This window comes from Pelomonas lactea, assembly GCF_043555885.1.
GTDB classification, from domain to species: Bacteria; Pseudomonadota; Gammaproteobacteria; order Burkholderiales; family Burkholderiaceae_C; genus Pelomonas; species Pelomonas lactea.
Genome location: NZ_JBIGHX010000006.1, coordinates 80,149 through 97,861, shown reverse-complemented (window position 1 = coordinate 97,861; position 17,713 = coordinate 80,149). Strand labels below are relative to the sequence as shown.

Below are 17,713 nucleotides of genomic sequence, written 5' to 3'. Positions count from 1 at the left end.
CGGAGGACAACAAAATGGTGGAGATCCTGCCCCTCGTCGTGGGCGCGTTGGCGGCGGGTGCGACCGCCTCGCTGAAGAAGGTCGGCGGCGATGCCGTGCAGACGCTGTATGACCAGCTCAAGGGGGCCGTCATCGCGCGGCTGCAGCGCAAGGCCGCCGTCGAGGCGCTGGCCGAGGAGCCCGAGTCGCAGGCGCAGCGCCAGGTCGTCGTCGAAGCGCTCACCAAGGCCGGCGCCGCGCACGATGCCGAGCTGGCTCGCCTGGCCGAGGCGCTGCAGGCCGCGCTGGCCCGGCTGACGCCGCCGGAGCAGGCCGCCGTCGGCGTGGACTTGCGCGAGCTGGAGGCCGCCAACGTCAACCTGCGCAACATCACGGCCGCCGGCACAGGCGTCAAGGGCGATCACTGGAAGCTCAGCGGCGACCTGACCATCGAGGGCGTCAACGCCGGGGGCGCGCCAAAAAACTGAGCGCGGCGGGGCCCGCAGCGCAGGGCCTCGCCGTCGACATCGGCAGCGCCCGGGTCGGCCGCGACCTGACCATCCAGTTCGGCATCCAGGCCGTGCCGGCGAGCCACCGCGCACGCATCCGGCGCTTCCTGGCCTTCTACCTCGGCGACGCCGAGAACCCGGTGCCCTTCGGCGGCCGCGACCTGGAGCTGCAGCAGCTCAATCGCTGGCTGGCCGCGCCCGACGGCCCCGACAGGCTGCTGCTGACCGCGCCGGCCGCCGGCGGCAAGAGCGCGCTGCTGACGCACTGGATCAGCGGCACCGGCATGGCGGGTTGGCGCGTTGTCTTCGTGCCCATCTCCATCCGCTACGAGACCAACCGGCCCGACGTCTTCTTTGCCGCGCTGGCGGCGGCGCTGGCCGATGCGCGCGGCCTCGGCGTTCTGCCCGCGCCGGCCGGTGACCCGGCCCAGCATTTCCGCGACAAGGTCATCGAGCTGCTGGACGACTGGCCTGCTGCTGCGCCGCGCTGCCTTGTCGTCATCGACGGGCTGGACGAGGCCACCGGCTGGCAGCTGGACGACACCGTGCTGCCCACGGCCGCCCAGCCGGGCCTGCGGCTGCTGGTGTCGGCGCGCGAGATGAGCGGCTGCGATGCCGGCGAATGGCGCCGCCGCATCGGCTGGACGCGCTCTCGCGTGCAGCACCTGCCCCTGGGGCGGCTGCAGCGGCCGGCGGTGGGCGAGCTGTTGGGCCAGGTGCCACTGCAGGTGCCGGCGGCGGTGCGCGACGACCTGGCCGACGCGCTGTTCCGCGTCACCGAGGGCGACCCGCTGCTGCTGCAGCTGCACGTCGTCGGCCTGCTGGACGCGCAGGCCCGCGGCGAGCCGGTGGACCTGCCGGCGCTGCAGCGGCAGCAGCCCGGCTTCTCGGCCTTCTTCGACCGCTGGATGGCCCAGCAGAGCGGGCTGGACCGCGACCTCGTCAAGGCGCTGCTCGCCATCCTGGCCTGCGCTGCGGGGCCGTTGCGGCATGCCGACCTGGAGGGCCTGGTGCCGCGCGTGCTGGGCCAGCCCTGCGTCGTCGACGCCGACAGCCTGCGGCCCATCCAGCGCTTCGTCGTTGGCGACGGCGTGCGCCAGGGCTACGCCTTCGGCCACCCGAAGTTCGGCATCTACGTGCGCGAGGAATGGCTGGCGCGCGGCCCCTGGGTGCCGGCGGCGCAGCGTGCCTTCCTGGACTGGGGCGGCGATGTGCTCGCGGCGCTGGCCGCCGGCACGCAGACGCAGGCGCCGGCCTACCTGCTGAACTTCCTGTTCCTGCATCTGCGCCAGCACGGCGAGCCGCTGGGCCGCTGGGCAGCGCTGGCCAGTGACGGCTGGCGCCGCGCGTGGGAGCAGCAGGAGGACGGTGCTTCGGGCTTTGCGCGCGACGTGCAGGAGGTGCTGCGCCAGGCCCGCGGGCCGGCGCTGCAGGGCGACGGCGCGGCGCTGGCGCTGGTGGCGCGGGCCTCGCTGATCCTGTCGTCGTTGCGTTCGCGGGGCTCGGCGCTGAAGGGCTCGCTGCTGGCGGCCGCGGTGCGCACCGGCGTCATGAGCCGCGTGACGGCGGCGCATCTGGCGCGCGGCCGGTTGGAGCCCGGGGAGCGGGTGGACACGCTGCTGTGGCTTGCGGCCGATGCCGACGAGGGCTGGCGCCAGCGCCTGTTCGAGGAGGTGCTGGCGATTCTGGACGCGCTCGACGAACCACTGCGACGGGTGCGTCGGCTGCTCGCCGTGCAGGCCCTCGGGGCGGACATTGCCGATCGGCTTAGCGACGAAGACCGGGCGCTGGTGCTGGAGCCGCAAGGGGTGAAGGACGTGAGGGCGATGGCAGGATGGCTGCGCTGGTTGCCTGCCGAGCGAGCCGCGTATTGCGACCGTGCACTGACCCTGCTGGCCGAGATGGCCTCGTTCGATGGGCCCGGCGAAGTGATCGACGTGCTCAAGCCGTGGCTGGATGAGGGGCAGGCCGAGCGGGCACTGGACCTGCTGTCGTCAAAGGACATCTATTCGCGGCCGGAGCTGGAGTTGATTCCCCTGCTGCCGCTGCAGCGGCTGCCCGAGCTGTTCGGCGTGGTGCTGCCCTACCACTTCACCGTGCCACGGCACGCGGTGGCTGGGCTGGCGGCACTGGCTCGCCGGCTGCCGTTGGCGGCGCTGGTGCCTTTGCGGGACAAGGTGATGCGCGCCGCGCTGCCCGATGAGGCGCAATTGGAGGATGCCGGCGCGCCGCTCGATGCGCCGGCACTGCTGCGCCAGCACCTGTCGGGGCTGGCGCTCGTCGACGCGCTGATGCCGCTGCTGCCGCTGCTGCCCGCGCCGCAGGCGCGTGAGGCGCTGGATGACATGCTGGGCAGCCTGCGCGAGGCCCCGCTCTCCGATGTCGAGGACAGGCTGGCCCTGCTGGCGCACGCGATACCCGATGCTTGTGTGATGCACGCGTTGAGCGCGCTGCTGGGCATGGGCCTGCCGCCCGAGCCGCTGGGCCCGCTCGCGGTTCGCCTGTCAGACACCGAGCTGGTGGCGCTGATCGCCGCCCACAACGCGGCCTGTCGTGCCATGCCCGTGCTGCTGGAGGACGCGGCCCTGCACGAACGGGTGGGTGCCGAGGCCTTACGTGGTCTGCTGGCACTGGGCCTGGGCATCGCCGACCTGAGCGAGCAGGCCTGCCTGTGGGCCGCCTTTTCGCTGAGCTTGCCTGCCGAGGCGGCGGGACTGCGTGCCCACGCCCAGCAGCTGATGCGGCAACAGGCCGCTTCCCGGCAGCAGAACTGGCGGGAGGCGATGGTGCATTTGGCACCTTGGTTGGAGCCGCCGGACTTCGATCTGGCCGTGTCGGGGCCGCCATGGGAGCGGATGTCCGGCTTCAGCCGGCTGGCTCCCGTGATGGGCGATGAGCAGTTGCCGGTGCTGCTGGCAGCGTTCGACCGCGCCGGCATTACCGCCATTGAACAGTTGCTGCCGTTGGCGCAGCGTTTTGCCAAGCATCCTGCGCTGGCGCACCGGCTGCCCGAGGCAATCCTTGCTGAGGGTTTGCTGGACGCAAGGCGGTACCAGCGCCTGCTGGGTTCCTTGGCCATCGAGCAGCGCGAGGCGGTGGCGCTGCTGGCGTGGGACCACGGCGCCCATGCCAGGGCGGCGATGCTGTTTGCGGCGTTGCTCGCCACCGCCCCCGACTCGCCGCAGGCTGGCGCCTGGTGGGAACGGCTCCTGCACCACCTGGACCCACCGGCGCTGTCTGAGCCGGCGTCTGGTGAGAAGCAGCCCGAGCGGGCCGACGAGGCGTTGCGCGCGGACTGTCTGGCCTTGGCGGCACCCAGCCTGGCCTGGGTGGACGTCGAGATCGCCCAGACCGCACACGACATGGCCATCGGGCTGGCCGAGCCACGGGCCCGTGCCGTGGCGCTTTTCGGCCTGCTGGCCGCCCCGGTTTACGGTGACGAGCTTCGTGCATGGGTGCGCGATGAGGCGATTGCTGCGCTGGACGACATAGCGGACCCCCAGCGCGCGGCCGAACTGCTGGCCGCCGGTGCTGCTGCGCTGGGCGATGCCCAACTGCGTGACCGCCAGGCCGCCCTGCTGCGGGCGGCCCGGGCATCGGACCGGGAGGACCCGCAGGATCTGCTGTTCGAGCTGGTCGCCGCGCCGGGCGGCGAACAGGCCTTCCCCGTGTTCGTGGAGGTCGCGATGCAGGAGGTCGGCACGTTCGCCCCCGAGCTGGCCCGTGAGTTCCGCGATGACCTGCGCTTTGCTGTCGAGGCCATGCTGCGTCAGTTCATGCGGCTGGATGAGCACCGGGACGACCTGTCGATCCCGTTGCTGCTGCGCGGCGTGGCGGCGCTGGAGGCCGCCGAACAGCGTCGCTTGCTGGTGCATGGGCTGGTGGTGTGCGCTTTCTTGCCACGCGTGGGCTGGCTGCTGATCGTGGCCGAGCTGCTGCGCCAGGGCGTGCCCGGCGACACCGCCTTCGTTGCCGCGCTGCGCGCCGACGCCGAAGAAGTGCTGGGCTGGTATCCGTGATGACCTTCGTTGTTCCCCTACGCGACCCGGGAGGCCGCTGCATGTCTGACATTCCCACGAACGGCCCCTTCCAGCTGACCCGGCGCCGCGTCCTCGGCAGCGGCGCCGCCGCCGTGACGCTGCTGGTGCACGACCTGGCGCTGGCCTTCAAGCCGCCCACGCCGCGCCTGCCCGGCACGCGCCCGCAGCCCGACGGCGTGCCCACGCAGCCCTATATCGGCGGCCATGCACCGCCGGGCGCGCCGGACTGGTCCGGCGGCCCCGGCAAGGCGCGCTTTCGCATCGACGGCCTGGCCAAGGTGACGGGCCAGAAGATCTACGCGCGCGACTTCCGCGCCGCCGACATGCCCGGCTGGCCGGCCACCGAGCGCATGGCGATGATCCTGCGCGCGACCGACCCGGGCCGTGTCTTCACGGGGCTGGACCTGTCGGCCCTGGCCGGCGTGGACGCGCAGCCGCTGACCGTCATCACGCAGACGCCGCTGGGCAACTACACCGGCCCGCAGCGCGACCTGGCCTCGCTGAACCTGACGCTGCCCTTCTCCAGCGCCGGCGCCGATGGCATCAGCCAGCTGCTGGTGCCGGTGGGCAGCGCGCCGCAGTTCTTCGGCCAGCCAGTGGCCATCCTGGTGTTTGCGGATGCCCATGCGTACCGCCGCGCCAGGCGGGCGCTGCAGTTCCAGCCCGGCGTGGTGCAGATGGGCGGCCTGCCGCCGCCGCCCAAGCAGCCCTGGGCGCTGGCCTACAGCCCGGTCAACTACCTGACGCGTTATGACGGCGACGGCGTCAACCCGTTCTCGCAGGTGCAGGTGGGCTTTGAATCCAACCCCTACCAGCCCGACTCCACCAGCCAGCCCTACAACAGCACGGCCCGCGCGCTGCGCCAGCGCATCGACGCGACGCTGCAGACGCAGAGCGCCGGCCTGGTGCAGCTGGGCGGCACCTACAGCACACAGGTGCTGGACCCGATGTTCATGGAGCCCGAGGCCGGCCTGGCCTGGCTGGACCGCTCGGGCAGCGGCACGCTGAACCTGGTGCTGGGCACGCAGGCCACCAACGGCGACGCGGGCGACAGCCTGGCGCTGTTCGGCACGAATTGCCCCATCCAGGTCAAGACCATCGTTCTGAACTCCTGCTACCCCGGCGGCGGTTTCGGCGGGCGGGATGTGTCCACCTTCCCGCCGCTGCTGGCCGTGACGGCCGCGCTGGCCGACGGGCCGGTGCGCATCGCGCAGGACCGCTACGAGCAGTTCCAGGGCGGGTTGAAGCAACTGGCCAGCCGCATCACGCAGCGCATCGCGGTGGACGCCAAGACCGGGCAGTTCCTCGCCTTCGGCAGCGAGCAGGTGCTGCCCTCCGGCGGGCAGAACAACTACAGCCAGTTCGTCGCGATGCTGGCCGCCTATTGCGGCCTCAGCGGCTACAACATCGGCCAGGCCTACGTGGACGCCATCGCGCAGCCCAGCAGCGGCGTCGTGGCCGGTTCCATGCGCGGCTTCGGCGGGCCGCAGGCCAGCTGGGCCGTCGAGACGCTGGTGGACGAGGTGGCCGTGGCGCTCAAGCGCGACGCCATCGCGCTGCGCGAGGCCAATGCCTTGCGCGAGGGCGACCGGACCATCACCGGTGCGCCGCTGGCGCAGCCCATGCGCCTGCGCGAGATCTGCCGGCTGGCCCGCGGCCATGCGCTGTGGCGGGACCGCGAGGCGGTGAAGGCGCGCAAGGCGCGTGAGGGCGTGCGCTACGGCGTGGGCTTTGCGCTGGCCAACCAGGCCTACGGCACCGGCAAGGACGGCGTGATGGCCGAGGTGGCGATGGATGCCGCCGGGCGGCTGACCGTGCGCACCAACTGCGTGGACATGGGCAACGGCTCGGCGACGACGCTGGCCATCTCCACGGCCGGCTGGCTGGGCCGCAACGCGCAGGACGTGGTCATGGGCGACGTCGGCTCGTTCAACGCGCTGGACCTGCACAGCGATGCCAAGGGCAGCTGGGCCGACCCGCGCTGGACGGCCAGCTTCGCGATGTCCAGCAGTGCCTGCCTGACGGCCTTCCACCAGGTCCACGTGACCGAGCAGGCCAGCCGCGTGCTGTTCGAGGCCGGCCTGCTGCCGGCGGCCGCGGCACTGTGGGGTGTGCCGCTGGCGCAGGTGCAGGGCAAGACGCGCTGGGATGCCGGCCGGCTGGTGGCGCCGGGGCTGTCGCCGCTGCCGCTGGCGGCGCTGGCCGCCCGGGTGCATCAGGCCGGGCTGACGACGGCTGCGATGGTGCATGGGCTGTACGAGGCGGCCTGGGTGTCGGCCACGTATGCGGTGCCGGCCGGGCGGGCGCTGACGTTGCCCATCGACGGGCTGTCGCTGCGCGCTGGTGGCCAAACGAGCTGGACTTCCGTGTTGCGCCAGAACGTCGTGCCGCCCAAGCCCGAGGCCGGCCTGTACGGCCGCAGCCTGTACGCGCCATCGGGCGCATTGGTGGCCGTGGAGATCGGGCCGCAGGACTTCGCGCCGCGCGTCGTCGCCGTGGAGCTGTGGGTGGACGCGGGCAAGGTGCTGCAGCCGGACCTGCTGCTGGGCCAGGCCCAGGGCGGCGTGGCCATGGGCATCGGCTACGCGCTGCTGGAGAACCTGCCGCTGGAGGCGGGCGGCGCCGGCGACGGGCGCTGGAACCTGGACCGGTACCACGTGGCGCTGAGCGGCGACGTGCCGCTGGCGCGGCTGAACATCACGACGCTGCCTTCGGACGAGCCGACGGCCAAGGGCATTGCCGAGGCGGTGCTGTGCCCGATCGCGCCGGCCATCGGCAATGCGGTGGCGCATGCGACGGGGCGGCGCTTTCGGTCGTTGCCGATCACGGCTGAGGTGGTGCGGGGGGCGTTGTCGTGACGGTGGGTTGCCGCGTGAGCGTGGTGCCGGGAGTTCGCCCCGGCGGGCGACCTACTTTCTTGCACGCGCAAGAAAGTAGGCAAAGAAAGCGCCCCTGCAAAACCGCCCCTGCGGGGTTCCCTGCGCTGCTTGAATCCCAAGGCCGCGCCGAACTCGCGTCGCTACGCTCTGCTCGGACAGTCGTCGCGAGTCAGTGCTTGAAGCGTGCTGCGCACGCGCCTTGGGATTCAAGCATCACAGGCGGTTTTGAAGGGGAGACCCCAAACAGCCCACCCCAACAGCCAACAGCCAGGCCCACAAGCCGGCTGTCGCCGGCTGTTCTTCACTCCCCCCTGGAGCCCGCCGAGCAGCGCAAGGCCTTGAGGGCGCGAGCGAAGCTCGCATCGACAACTGACTCCGCGCAACTGTTTGACCGCAGCGTGGCGGAGGGAGTTTTGCGCGGGCCCTCAAGGCCTGAGCAGCGCAGGGCAGCCCGCTGCGAAGCAAAGGGCCGGGCGGATCGGGGGCGACTTTTTGCCTTCTTTTTGGTCGCTCAAAAAGAAGGTCGCCCGCCGGGGCGAACTCCCGGCACCACCCTCGGCAGAAACCAACCGCAACGAGAGGCCACCTGATGACCGACCTCGTCAAAGTCCAATTCCACGTCAACGGCCGCCCCGTCGACACCCAGGTCCCCACCGACCTCCCCCTCATCGACTTCCTGCAGGAAGAGCTGCGCCTCTCCGGCACCCGCCTGTGCTGCGGCATCGGCGTCTGCAAGGCCTGCACCGTCGCCGCGCGCCGCGTGCCCACGAGCCAGGCGCAACCCATGCTCGCCTGCTCCACGCCCGTCGCGCTGCTGCAAGGCCAGTCCATCACGACGGTCGAAGGCACCGGCAGCATGGAAAAACCCAGCGCCATCCAGCAGGCCTTCCTCGACCACTTCGCCTTCCAGTGCGGCTACTGCACGCCCGGCTTCGTCATGGCCACCGAGATGCTGATCGAGCGCCTGCGCGCCCAGCCCGTGCCGCGCAGCCAGCTCGACGCGGCGATTGAAGACGCCGTGGGCCAGCACATCTGCCGCTGCACCGGCTACGCCCGCTACCACCAGGCCATCCGCGCCGTCGTGCTGGCGGAGAAAGGGCTGGTGACGGCATGAAGAAGACGACCGCCCTGCTGCTTGCGCTGCTTGCCGGCAGCACCCACGCCGAGACGCTGGCCGAGTACGGCCGCCAGTGCGCCGAGCAGATCGCCGAGATCCCCGCCTTCAGCTGCATGGCCGGCCAGGAGATCCCCATCACCGTGGACGGCAAGCCCGTGCCCGCCGACCAGGCGCCGCCCACCTGCGACCGCCCGTCACTGCTGCCCCAGCCCACCGCGCAGAGCCAATGCGTGCCCGGCAGCCGCGCGCTGGTGCTGCGTGACGACAAGACCGCGCAGGTCAGCGCCATCTGCCGCAAGCAGGTCGCGCGGCCCGCGGGCAGCCCGTGGTTCGACGAGATCAACGTCATCTCCCACAGCCTGAAGAACGGCAAGACCTGCTGGTTCACCGCCAAGGTCACGCCGCCGCCCCCGTCCACGCCCGCCAGCGGCATCGACGGCCGCTGGGTGCCCTCGCCCAGCATGCTCACGGCCAAGCCGCCGCCGGCCAGCCCCGACGGCGTGAAGGCGCAGCCCGCCGACAAGGTCTGGCAGACGCCGCACCAGGTCGCCTGGAGCCAGCCCGCCTGCATCAGCTGCCACGACAGCGGGCCGTTCATGTACTCGCCCTACATCGCACAGACGACGCAGCTGCCGGGCGACCCGTTCGGCGTCTACGAGCCCAAGGCCATCGGCGAGGATTTCAGACGAGCGTGGGCCAAGCTCCATGCCTTCGGCATCACGACGCGCGGCAACACCTGCACGGCCTGCCACCGCATGGGCAACATGAACTCCTGCCAGGTGGCGATGCAGCAGTCCACCGGCAACGCGCCGCAGGAGGGCGGCAACGCCTGGTCCAAAAAGTTCCGGCAGTCGCACTGGATGAGCCCGGGCAATCTGCACAGCAAGGCGCAGTGGGACGAGCAGTTCAGCGAGAGCCTCAGAAAGCTGGCGGCGTGCTGTGCGGACCCGAAGGGGGCGGGGTGCCAGGTGGTGGAGTACGGGCCGAAAGCGATGCCTAAACGCTGAGCGACCGAGGAGCGAGGATGTACGAGCCGTTGCCGACACCGGACTTGCTGAACGAATGGCTCAAATGGGCCCAGTGGTCAGCAGATCCGGATCGCGATGCTTCTCAATCCGGCGACTTGATTGGGTTCGACGAGTTCGATTGGGTCGTGAGAGAGCGACCTGAGCAGGCGTGGCAAGCCATCGTCACGGCGAGCCTGGATCCCAGGGTCGAGCCCCATTTCGGCGTGCTGGCAGCCGGGCCGCTTGAAGACCTGCTCTCTCAGCACGGCCCGAACTTTATTGACCGGGTTGAAGCGGAGGCGCGATGCAATCCGAAGTTCGCATTCCTTCTGGGCGGTGTCTGGCGTTTCGGCATGACAGATGACGTGTGGGCCCGAGTCCAGCAGGCCTGGATCCGCAAGGGCTGGGACGGGCTGTGAACGTCAGCTCATCAAGTCATACGGCCCACCCCGCTCCAGCGCCTTCTTGTACGCCGGCCGCGCATGGATGCGGGCCAGGAACTCGCGCAGCTTGGGGTAGCGGGCCATGTCGCCCGAGCGGGCGGCCCAGGCTTCGGCGGCGAAGCTCATCTGCACGTCAGCCGCCGAGAACTCCGCGCCGGCAAACCACGGCCGCGCGGTCAGCTCGCCCTCGACGAACGCCAGCTGCGCGTCGATGTTGGGCTGCACGAAGCTGGAGAGCACCTTGTCGGCAATGCCCTTGGCGATGGGCTTCACGAAGAACGGCATCGGCGCGCGCTTGATCTTGTTGAAGACCAGCTTCATCACCAGCGGCGGCATCGCCGAGCCCTCGGCGAAGTGCAGGAAGTAGCGGTAGTGCAGCAGGTCCTGCTCACTGGTGGGCTTGAGGCGGCCACCGCCGTACTTGTCCACCAGGTACTCGATGATGGCGCCGCTCTCGGCCACCGTCAGCCCGCCGTCGGTGATGACAGGGCTCTTGCCCAGCGGGTGGACCTTGCGCAGCTCCGGCGGCGCCAGCGAGGTCTTGGCGTCGCGCTGGTAGTGCTTGATTTCGTAGGGCAGGCCCAGCTCTTCGAGCAGCCACAGCACGCGCTGCGAACGGGAGTTGTTGAGGTGGTGGACGGTGATCATCGCGGCAGTTTAGGCACGCACCGGTGAGGCGTCTGTCTCCTCGGGCGCAAGCAGCCGCCCGAACACCAGCTTCACCATCAGCAGCCCCACGCCGGCCGCCGCCACCAGCACGGCGTGCAGCAGCCAGAACTTGGAGCCCGGCATCGTCTCCAGCAGCCCGGCCAGCCAGCCGACGAAGCTGTTGCCGAAGAACAGGTGCAGGTAGTAGATGCCGATCATGACGCCCTGCAGCCCGCGCGGCGCGGCGCGCGAGTACAGCGCCAGGCCCACCGGCATGATGTTGGCGAAGCCGATGTTGTTGACCGTGGAGTAGGCGAACGACCACAGGATGCTGATGCGCGTGCCGCCGCTCTCGATGGACAGCGCCGGGATCAGCAGCAGCAGCGGCGCGCAGGCCGCGACGAAGCAGCCCATCGCCATCTTCGTGACCTCATCGGGCTCGCGCCTCCGGGCCGCCCACCAGCGCCAGAAGGCCAGCGAGGCCAGCATCGTGCCGGTGCTGGTCAGCGCGTCCACCGCCTGCAGCCAGCTCACCGGCACCGCGAAGCCGGCCACCACCATGTCCATGTGCTGCTGCGACCACAGCGGGAAGCCGTTGTTGTATTGCTGGTTGCCGACGATGGACAGCATCAGCAGCGGCAGCATGGCCACCAGCAGCGCCACCTGCAGCGCCGCGCGCTTGCCCATCGGCGGGCGCGCATCCGACCTGGCGCCGCCGCGCGGGGCTTCCGGCGGCAGCCAGCGCCGGCCGGCCAGGTAGACCACCAGCCCGATCAGCATGCCCACGCCGGCCGAGCCGAAGCCCCAGTGCCAGCCCACCCGCTCGCCCAGCGTGCCGCAGACGATGGGCGCGGCAATCACCGCGATCTGCACCGCCAGCATGAAGATCTGGAAGGCGCTGGCGCGGCGCTTGTCGCCCGGCGCGTAGAGGTCGCCCACCTGTGCGGCGATGTTGCCCTTGAAGCAGCCCACGCCCAGCAGCAGGCAGCCCAGCGCCGGCAGCAGCGCCGTCTCGAACGCCATCAGGAAGTGGCCCGCGGCCATCAGCAGCGAGCCGATGACGACGGTGCGCGTGCGGCCCAGCCAGCGGTCGGCGATGAGCCCGCCGAAGATGGGCGTCAGGTAGACGAGGCCCACGTACAGGCCGAACACCGCCGACGCCAGCTGCTGCGGCGAGCGCGGGCCGGTGACGTTCTCGATGGCCGCACGCAGCGCGTCCATGCCGGCGACGGCGCCGATGTTGCCGGGCATGAACAGGTAGTTGCTGAGGTACAGCACCAACAGCGCCTGCATGCCGTAGTAGCTGAAGCGCTCCCACAGTTCGCAGAAGGCCAGCCAGCCCAGGCCGGCGGGGTGGCCCAGGAAGGCGCGGTCATGGCGGGCGCGCAGGTCGCTGTTGGCGTCGCGGGCGCTCGCGGTGGAGGTGACGGTGGTCAAGGGGAGGTCCGGTGAAAGGCGAAAGCGCGCACTGTCCCTGCCCCGCGGGGCGCTGGCAATGGGCACTGGCCCGGGCATGACGGCAGTCATGGCGCGGGGCGTGGAATGATGGCCGCTCCCGGCTTGCAGGAGTGACGCGTGAAGAGACGGATGACGAGGTGGCTGGCGCTGGCGGCCAGCGGCGGCTTGTCCTTACCCCTGTCCCTGGCACTGGCGGCCCCCGGCGCCCCGCCGGCCACGGCGCCCACGCCGGCCGAACTGGCCGGCCTGCTGGCCCGCTTCGACGTGCCCGGCGTGGCGGTGGCCACGCTCAAGGCCTGCGAGCCGGTGGCCGAGCCCGTCGTGGCAGGCCGCGCAACGCTGGCGCCGGACCGGCCTGTCACGCCGGCCACGGTGTTCGAGGCGGCGTCGCTGTCCAAGCCGGTGTTCGCGTGGCTGGTCATGCAGCTGGCGGACGAGAAGCTCATCGACCTGGACCGGCCGCTGGCCGAGACCTTCGACTACGCCCGCATCCCCGACAAGGCCGCCTACGCCAAGCTCACGCCGCGCCTGGTGCTGACCCACCGCACCGGCCTGCCCAACTGGGTGGGCGGCGACGTCGAGTTTCCGCAGCGCACCGCGCCCATCCCGTTCAAGCACCCGCCGGGCACCGCCAACAGCTACTCCGGCGAGGCCTTCCAGCTGCTGCAGGCCTTCGTCGAGCACACCACCGGCCGCTCGCTGCAGGCGCTGTTCCAGGCGCGGCTGGGCCACGTCATGCCGCAGTCCACCTTCGTGCGGCCGCTGCGGCCCGGCACCGTCGCGTCGCGCGGCTATGCCAGCGCCGCCCAGGCCAGCGGCGGGCGCGACATGACGACGCTGACCGACCATGCGCTGTCCGCCGCGTCGCTGGTGACCACGGCGCAGGACTACGCGCGCTTCCTGTCGCTGGTGTGCAGGCGCGAGGGCCTGTCCCGCGCGGCCTACGACGACCTGCTGCGGCCGCAGGCCCCGGTGCCGGGCGACGAGCCCCCGGGCCCCATGTCTCGCGGCCTGGGCTGGGCGATCACGCGCCTGGTCGACGGCACGACGCTGGTCAGCCACAACGGCAGCAACGGCGAGTACCGCGCGTTCGCCGGCTTCGTGCGCGACAGCCGCGACGGCATCGTCATCCTGACCAACGGCGTGCGCGGGCGGGCGCTGATCGAGGCGCTGCTGGAGCTGCCACCGGCACCGGCGGCGGGCGCCAGCGCGCCGTGAGGCGACTTCTGGTGCAATGCGGCGCGCACTCCGGCGCCCACCCGACCCCATGACCCACGACCCGCGCATCCTCGTCACCGGCGGCACCGGCTACATCGCCGGTGTGCTGATCCGCCAGCTGCTGGCCGACGGCTGGCAGGTGCACACCACCGTGCGCGACCTGGCCCGTGAACCGGCGCTGCGCAAGGCACTCGGCGCCAGCCGCGGCGTGAAGAAGGACCAGCTGCGCTGCTTCGCCGCCGACCTGATGGCCGACGCGGGCTGGGCCGAGGCCGCGGCCGGCTGCACGCATGTGGCGCACGTGGCATCCCCGCTGCCCACCGGCGTGCCGCGCGATGCGATGGAGCTCATCGTGCCCGCCCGTGACGGCGCGCTGCGCGCGCTGAAGGCGGCGCGCGATGCCGGCGTGCAGCGCGTGGTGATGACGTCCTCCGTCGCCGCCATCGCCTACGGCCACGGCCCGGGCGATCACCACTTCACCGAGCGCGACTGGACCAACCTCGCCGCGCCTGGCGTGCCGCCCTATGTGCAGTCCAAGACCGTGGCCGAGCGCGCCGCACGCGACTGGGTGGCGCGCGAGGGCGGTGGCCTGGCGTTCTGCACCGTGAACCCGTCGGTCGTGCTCGGGCCCGTGGCCAGTGCCGACTACTCGGCCAGCGTCGTCATCGTGCAGAGCCTGCTGCAGGGCCGCATCCCGGCGATGCCGCGCATCGGCTTCGGCATCGTCGACGTGCGCGACGTGGCCGAGTTGCACCGGCTCGCACTCGCCGCGCCCGGCATGGCGGGCGAACGCTTCATCGCCTGCGCCGGCTTCACGTGGCTGCGCGACATCGCCGCCGTGCTGCGTGAGGAACTGGGCGCCGATGCCCGCCGCGTGCCCCGCCTGGAGCTGCCCGACTGGAGCGTGCGGCTGATGGCCAAGGTCAGCCCGCTGGTGCGCAATGCGGCCAGCGAGCTGGGCACCGCGCGGCACCAGGATGCCAGCCATGCGCGTGAGGTGCTGGGCTGGGTGCCGCGGGCGCCGAGGGAGGCGATCGTGGCGTCGGCGAGGGATTTGATCGCGCTCGGCGTGGTCAAGCGCTGACGGCCGCGGGGCGGTGCCTCAGCGCCCGCGCCGCTGCCACAACGGCCGCTTGCCCTTCAGCTGCCGCTCGATGCCGTCGTTCAGCCGCCCACGCAGGTCGATGACTTCTTCGACGTGGCCGTAGACGCCGGGGAAGCGCAGGTCCAGCCACAGCCACAGCGTGCAGATGCGCAGCGCCTGCTCCATGCGGTCCAGGCGGCCGTGCTGGTCGTACTCGTCCAGGAAGTGCGGCTCGCCGGCCTTGCCGGTGCGGGCGTGGTGGGTCGCCCAGCTCTGGAACTGGTCCAGCAGCATGGGCAGGCGCGCGTCCACCGGCGCCTGGGCGTACTTGAAGCGTTCGTTCAGCGGCAGCGCGATGGCGTTGCGGTCCAGCATGTCGGCCAGCTCCAGCATCTGCTCCAGCTCGGCCACGGCGAAGTGGGCGTCGTCCAGGCGCAGCTGCTGCATGAAGATGCTCAGCACCGCGTAGAGCTTGTTCACGCCCAGGCGCTGCGAGATGGTCTGCACGTGGCGCCAGTTGGGGGCCACCGGGCACTTGAAGTCGCGCGGCGCGCGCGGCTCCTTGGGCAGTTGCTGGCGCAGGATCTTCATCGCCTCGGCTTCGGCCTCCTTCAGCACGCTGACGAAGCCTTCGTCATGCATGCCGTAGCGGCCGGCGCGGCCAGCGATCTGGTGCACCTCGCTGACGCTCAGCTCCCGGTCGCCCACGCCGTCGAACTTGGTCAGCGTGGAGAACAGCACGCGGCGGATGGGCAGGTTCAGGCCCATGCCGATGGCGTCGGTGGCGACGAGGATGTCGCTCGCGCCCACCGCGAAGCGCTCGGCCTCGCGGCGGCGCACCTCGGGCGGCAGCGCCCCGTAGATCACGCTGACCGCATGCCCGTTCTGCGAGATCTGGTCGCGCAGCATCAGCACGTCGCGGCGGCTGAAGGCCACCACGGCGTCGCCGGCCTGCAGGTGCGTCATGGGCACCGGTGCGGGCATCAGCTGCACCTGCTGCTTGCGCTCGAACACGCGGCGCTCGGGCTTCTCGCCGCACAGTTGCAGCAGCCGCTCGATGGCGGGCGCCGCGTAGGCGGACGCGATGATGATGACCTCGCGCGCCGGCACGCCGACGATGGCCTGCGTCCAGGCCCAGCCGCGCGAGTCGTCGAAGATCATCTGCGCTTCGTCGATGACGGCCACGTCGATGACGTCGCGCGTGTTGACCATCTCGATGGTGCTGCTGACGACGCGGGCGTTGGCCGCCGGCACGTTCTCCTCGCCGGTCAGCAGCGAGCAGGGCACGCCGCGGCCGACCAGCCGGTCGCGGCCTTCGAGGGCCAGCAGCCGCAGCGGCGCGAGGTAGGCGCCGTCCAGCGCCTGCGCCAGCCGCTCGAAGGCCGAGTACGTCTTGCCGCTGTTGGGCGGACCCAGGTACAGCGTCACCTTGCGACCCAGCTTGCGGGCGGCGTCGAAGCTGTCCGGGTAGCCCTGGAAGGCCAGCTCGCGGCCCAGGCTGGCCAGCGTGCTCTGCTCCTCGACCGTCTGTTCCCAGCGGTCCTGCGCGCGGGTCAGCGCGGCCTTGAGCTCGTCGAACGGCATCGGCACGCCGCACTCGGCCTGCAGCCGCGGCAGCAGCGAGGCGAGCTGGGCGCTGTCGCCCATCGCTTCGCTGCGCGCGACGAGGTGGTTCAGGTGCAGCGCCAGCTCGGCCTGGAACGAGTACTCCGGCGCCTGGCCCAGCGCGTGCCGCAGCGCGGCCGTGTCGCCGTCGCGGAAGAAGGCCCAGACGGGGCCCTCGGGCACCGGCACGCGGTGCGACAGGTCGATGCGCCAACCCTCATGGGCGAGGGTGATCGGGTGCACGCACAGGCGCGTGAACACCAGGCCCTCGCGGCGCAGGCCCAGGCTTTCGAGCTGGTGCAGGCGCTGCTGCAGCTGCGGGCGCAGCGTGTTGGTCAGCGGCGTGGCGTCCAGCTGGGCCAGCGCCACGGGGAGGTGCGCCGGGATGATCCAGCGGCTGGGCCGCGCGCCGCCGGCGGCCTTGGAGATCTGGATGGCGCCCAGGCGGTCCAGCGCGTCCTCGCTGCCGTCGTCGAGGTCGGCCGGCGTCAGCACCTGTGGCAGCGCGTGCGCGGCCTGGCGGATGCGGGCCCAGTCCTCGGGTGCCAGCGTGGCAGGCAGGCGCGAGGCGTGGCGGGGTTGGGGGAGCGGAAACGCCGGTGCGGGCGGCTTGGCCGGTCTGGCCGGCTTGGAGGCGGGGACTTCGGAATTCACGCCGGAAGTGGAACACAGCCCGCGCCGGGGCTGCTCACCCGCACCGGCAGGATCAGCGTGTGGAGCGCTTGTCGCTGCGGTTCAGCAACGCCGTGAGGTGCCGGCAGACGTTCTCGCCGGTGGTCGTCAACTTCAGCGAGCCGCCGCGCCACTCCATCCAGTGAAGGGCCACGTAGTCGTCGATGAAGCCCTCGGCAATGTCGGCCGCACGGCGCTGCTTGAGCAGGTCCACCGTGGCGAGCAACCGGTCGCGAAGCACGTCCTGTCGTGTGGCGGCCGGGAACGAGGCGGTGGGGGTCATCGAGATCTCCGAAAAGGATCAGCGCGGACGGGGCTTCGGCGCCAAGTTGAACACAGATAGGCAACGGTCTGATGACGACTCAGCAAGATGCGAGCCAAGTTGCGTTTGACGGATGAACGAGAACCGCCCGCACTTGAGGAACTGGTGTTGTGGATGGGGCTACCGAGGCGAAGGACGTTGCCGACGCTGATATTCCTCGGTGTCCGCACGCTTGCGCTCCAGCAGGTCTCGCGCTGCATCACGGGCCTTGAGGAAGAGGACGCGAGTCCGGTCATCGTCATTCAGTTCAGCGCGACGCTTTTCGCAAAACGGCCTGGCCTGCGCATCCAGCGACGCGGCGAGACGAAACAGCTCATCGTCTGTTGATATACGGGCAAGCTGCGCCAGCCGGTCTGTGGCGAGTAGGCCGTTGATGGCGGGAGACGCCTGTGATGCCGAATGGAGTTCGTCATGCAGCCTGCGCATCTCCGACAGCGCCTCCACGTGGCGAGCTTTCCATGCCTTCAGCGCACTGTCGAGGCTGCCGGCCAAGTCCCGAAAACGGTACCCGCACACTTCGCTGGTGCGCTCGTAGGTTGTCGCGAGGTAAACATGGACCAAGTCGTGGTCCTGAACGAGCGGTGGCGTGACGGCACGGCCATGCCGGGTCGGAGCGAGCAGCAGTGTCAGGCCCAGCAGAGCGACGACGAGCGGGAGGCGTGGGGAAGGAGCCGTGGTCATAGCCCAGGCAAGGTCAGCTCCGCTGATTGAACGCGCGGAGAGAAACGGCAA

General features: G+C 71.1%; 13 protein-coding genes. 8 read left to right on the top strand and 5 right to left on the bottom strand.

Annotated elements, in window-relative coordinates:
* The first annotated feature begins 14 nt into the window (after positions 1-14).
* From ACG04Q_RS17190 to ACG04Q_RS17165, 6 genes are all read left to right on the top strand, one after another.
* Positions 15-467 carry a hypothetical protein gene (locus ACG04Q_RS17190; RefSeq protein ID WP_394512273.1) on the top strand — a complete coding sequence of 151 codons (453 nt, stop codon included), beginning with the start codon at positions 15-17 and terminating at the stop codon, positions 465-467.
* Positions 468-559: 92 nt separating this feature from the next.
* The gene (locus ACG04Q_RS17185) at positions 560-4,507 is read left to right on the top strand and encodes a hypothetical protein (protein ID WP_394512271.1); all 3,948 of its coding nucleotides are present in this window, start codon (positions 560-562) and stop codon (positions 4,505-4,507) included.
* 41 nt (positions 4,508-4,548) lie between these two features.
* Positions 4,549-7,386 (top strand): xanthine dehydrogenase family protein molybdopterin-binding subunit, encoded by a 2,838-nt coding sequence (locus tag ACG04Q_RS17180; protein WP_394512269.1) that lies wholly within the window; start codon positions 4,549-4,551, stop codon positions 7,384-7,386.
* 610 nt (positions 7,387-7,996) lie between these two features.
* Positions 7,997-8,521, top strand: a complete 525-nt coding sequence (locus ACG04Q_RS17175; RefSeq protein WP_394512267.1) for a (2Fe-2S)-binding protein — start codon at positions 7,997-7,999, stop codon at positions 8,519-8,521.
* Positions 8,518-9,531, top strand: a complete 1,014-nt coding sequence (locus tag ACG04Q_RS17170; protein WP_394512265.1) for a hypothetical protein — start codon at positions 8,518-8,520, stop codon at positions 9,529-9,531. Before ACG04Q_RS17175 ends, ACG04Q_RS17170 begins: the two co-directional genes overlap by 4 nt.
* Positions 9,532-9,548: 17 nt before the next feature.
* Positions 9,549-9,950: a DUF6869 domain-containing protein gene (locus ACG04Q_RS17165; protein ID WP_394512263.1), complete on the top strand. Its 402-nt coding sequence runs from the start codon at positions 9,549-9,551 to the stop codon at positions 9,948-9,950.
* Positions 9,951-9,953: 3 nt separating this feature from the next.
* On the opposite strand, the gene ACG04Q_RS17160 is transcribed toward ACG04Q_RS17165, so the two are convergent.
* Both ACG04Q_RS17160 and ACG04Q_RS17155 read right to left on the bottom strand, forming a co-directional pair.
* Positions 9,954-10,622 carry a glutathione S-transferase family protein gene (locus ACG04Q_RS17160; protein WP_394512261.1) on the bottom strand — a complete coding sequence of 223 codons (669 nt, stop codon included), beginning with the start codon at positions 10,620-10,622 and terminating at the stop codon, positions 9,954-9,956.
* A 9-nt stretch (positions 10,623-10,631) separates the two neighbouring features.
* Entirely contained in the window at positions 10,632-12,059 is a 1,428-nt protein-coding gene (locus tag ACG04Q_RS17155; protein WP_394512259.1) for a peptide MFS transporter, read from the bottom strand.
* Positions 12,060-12,209: 150 nt separating this feature from the next.
* Here ACG04Q_RS17155 and ACG04Q_RS17150 point away from each other — a divergent pair, with 150 nt between their 5' ends.
* Positions 12,210-13,298, top strand: a complete 1,089-nt coding sequence (locus ACG04Q_RS17150) for a serine hydrolase domain-containing protein (protein WP_394512257.1) — start codon at positions 12,210-12,212, stop codon at positions 13,296-13,298.
* 49 nt (positions 13,299-13,347) lie between these two features.
* Complete coding sequence (locus tag ACG04Q_RS17145; protein WP_394512255.1) at positions 13,348-14,382, top strand: NAD-dependent epimerase/dehydratase family protein; 1,035 nt, start codon at positions 13,348-13,350, stop codon at positions 14,380-14,382.
* A gap of 18 nt (positions 14,383-14,400) precedes the next feature.
* On the opposite strand, the gene ACG04Q_RS17140 is transcribed toward ACG04Q_RS17145, so the two are convergent.
* The 3 genes from ACG04Q_RS17140 to ACG04Q_RS17130 form a co-directional block, all read right to left on the bottom strand.
* Entirely contained in the window at positions 14,401-16,641 is a 2,241-nt protein-coding gene (locus ACG04Q_RS17140) for a helicase-related protein (protein WP_394512253.1), read from the bottom strand.
* Positions 16,642-16,693: 52 nt separating this feature from the next.
* Positions 16,694-16,942 (bottom strand): hypothetical protein, encoded by a 249-nt coding sequence (locus tag ACG04Q_RS17135; protein ID WP_394512251.1) that lies wholly within the window; start codon positions 16,940-16,942, stop codon positions 16,694-16,696.
* Positions 16,943-17,101: 159 nt separating this feature from the next.
* Positions 17,102-17,662 (bottom strand): hypothetical protein, encoded by a 561-nt coding sequence (locus tag ACG04Q_RS17130; protein WP_394512249.1) that lies wholly within the window; start codon positions 17,660-17,662, stop codon positions 17,102-17,104.
* Between the last annotated feature and the right edge of the window lie 51 nt (positions 17,663-17,713).

Excerpts from the sequence above, each read along its gene's own strand:
- ACG04Q_RS17190 (WP_394512273.1), top strand. The coding sequence starts at position 15 with ATGGTGGAGATCCTGCCCCTCGTCGTGGGCGCGTTGGCGGCGGGTGCG.
- ACG04Q_RS17180 (WP_394512269.1), top strand. The coding sequence starts at position 4,549 with ATGTCTGACATTCCCACGAACGGCCCCTTCCAGCTGACCCGGCGCCGC.
- ACG04Q_RS17175 (WP_394512267.1), top strand. The coding sequence starts at position 7,997 with ATGACCGACCTCGTCAAAGTCCAATTCCACGTCAACGGCCGCCCCGTC.
- ACG04Q_RS17170 (WP_394512265.1), top strand. The coding sequence starts at position 8,518 with ATGAAGAAGACGACCGCCCTGCTGCTTGCGCTGCTTGCCGGCAGCACC.
- ACG04Q_RS17165 (WP_394512263.1), top strand. The coding sequence starts at position 9,549 with ATGTACGAGCCGTTGCCGACACCGGACTTGCTGAACGAATGGCTCAAA.
- ACG04Q_RS17160 (WP_394512261.1), bottom strand. The coding sequence starts at position 10,622 with ATGATCACCGTCCACCACCTCAACAACTCCCGTTCGCAGCGCGTGCTG.
- ACG04Q_RS17150 (WP_394512257.1), top strand. The coding sequence starts at position 12,210 with ATGACGAGGTGGCTGGCGCTGGCGGCCAGCGGCGGCTTGTCCTTACCC.
- ACG04Q_RS17145 (WP_394512255.1), top strand. The coding sequence starts at position 13,348 with ATGACCCACGACCCGCGCATCCTCGTCACCGGCGGCACCGGCTACATC.
- ACG04Q_RS17135 (WP_394512251.1), bottom strand. The coding sequence starts at position 16,942 with ATGACCCCCACCGCCTCGTTCCCGGCCGCCACACGACAGGACGTGCTT.
- ACG04Q_RS17130 (WP_394512249.1), bottom strand. The coding sequence starts at position 17,662 with ATGACCACGGCTCCTTCCCCACGCCTCCCGCTCGTCGTCGCTCTGCTG.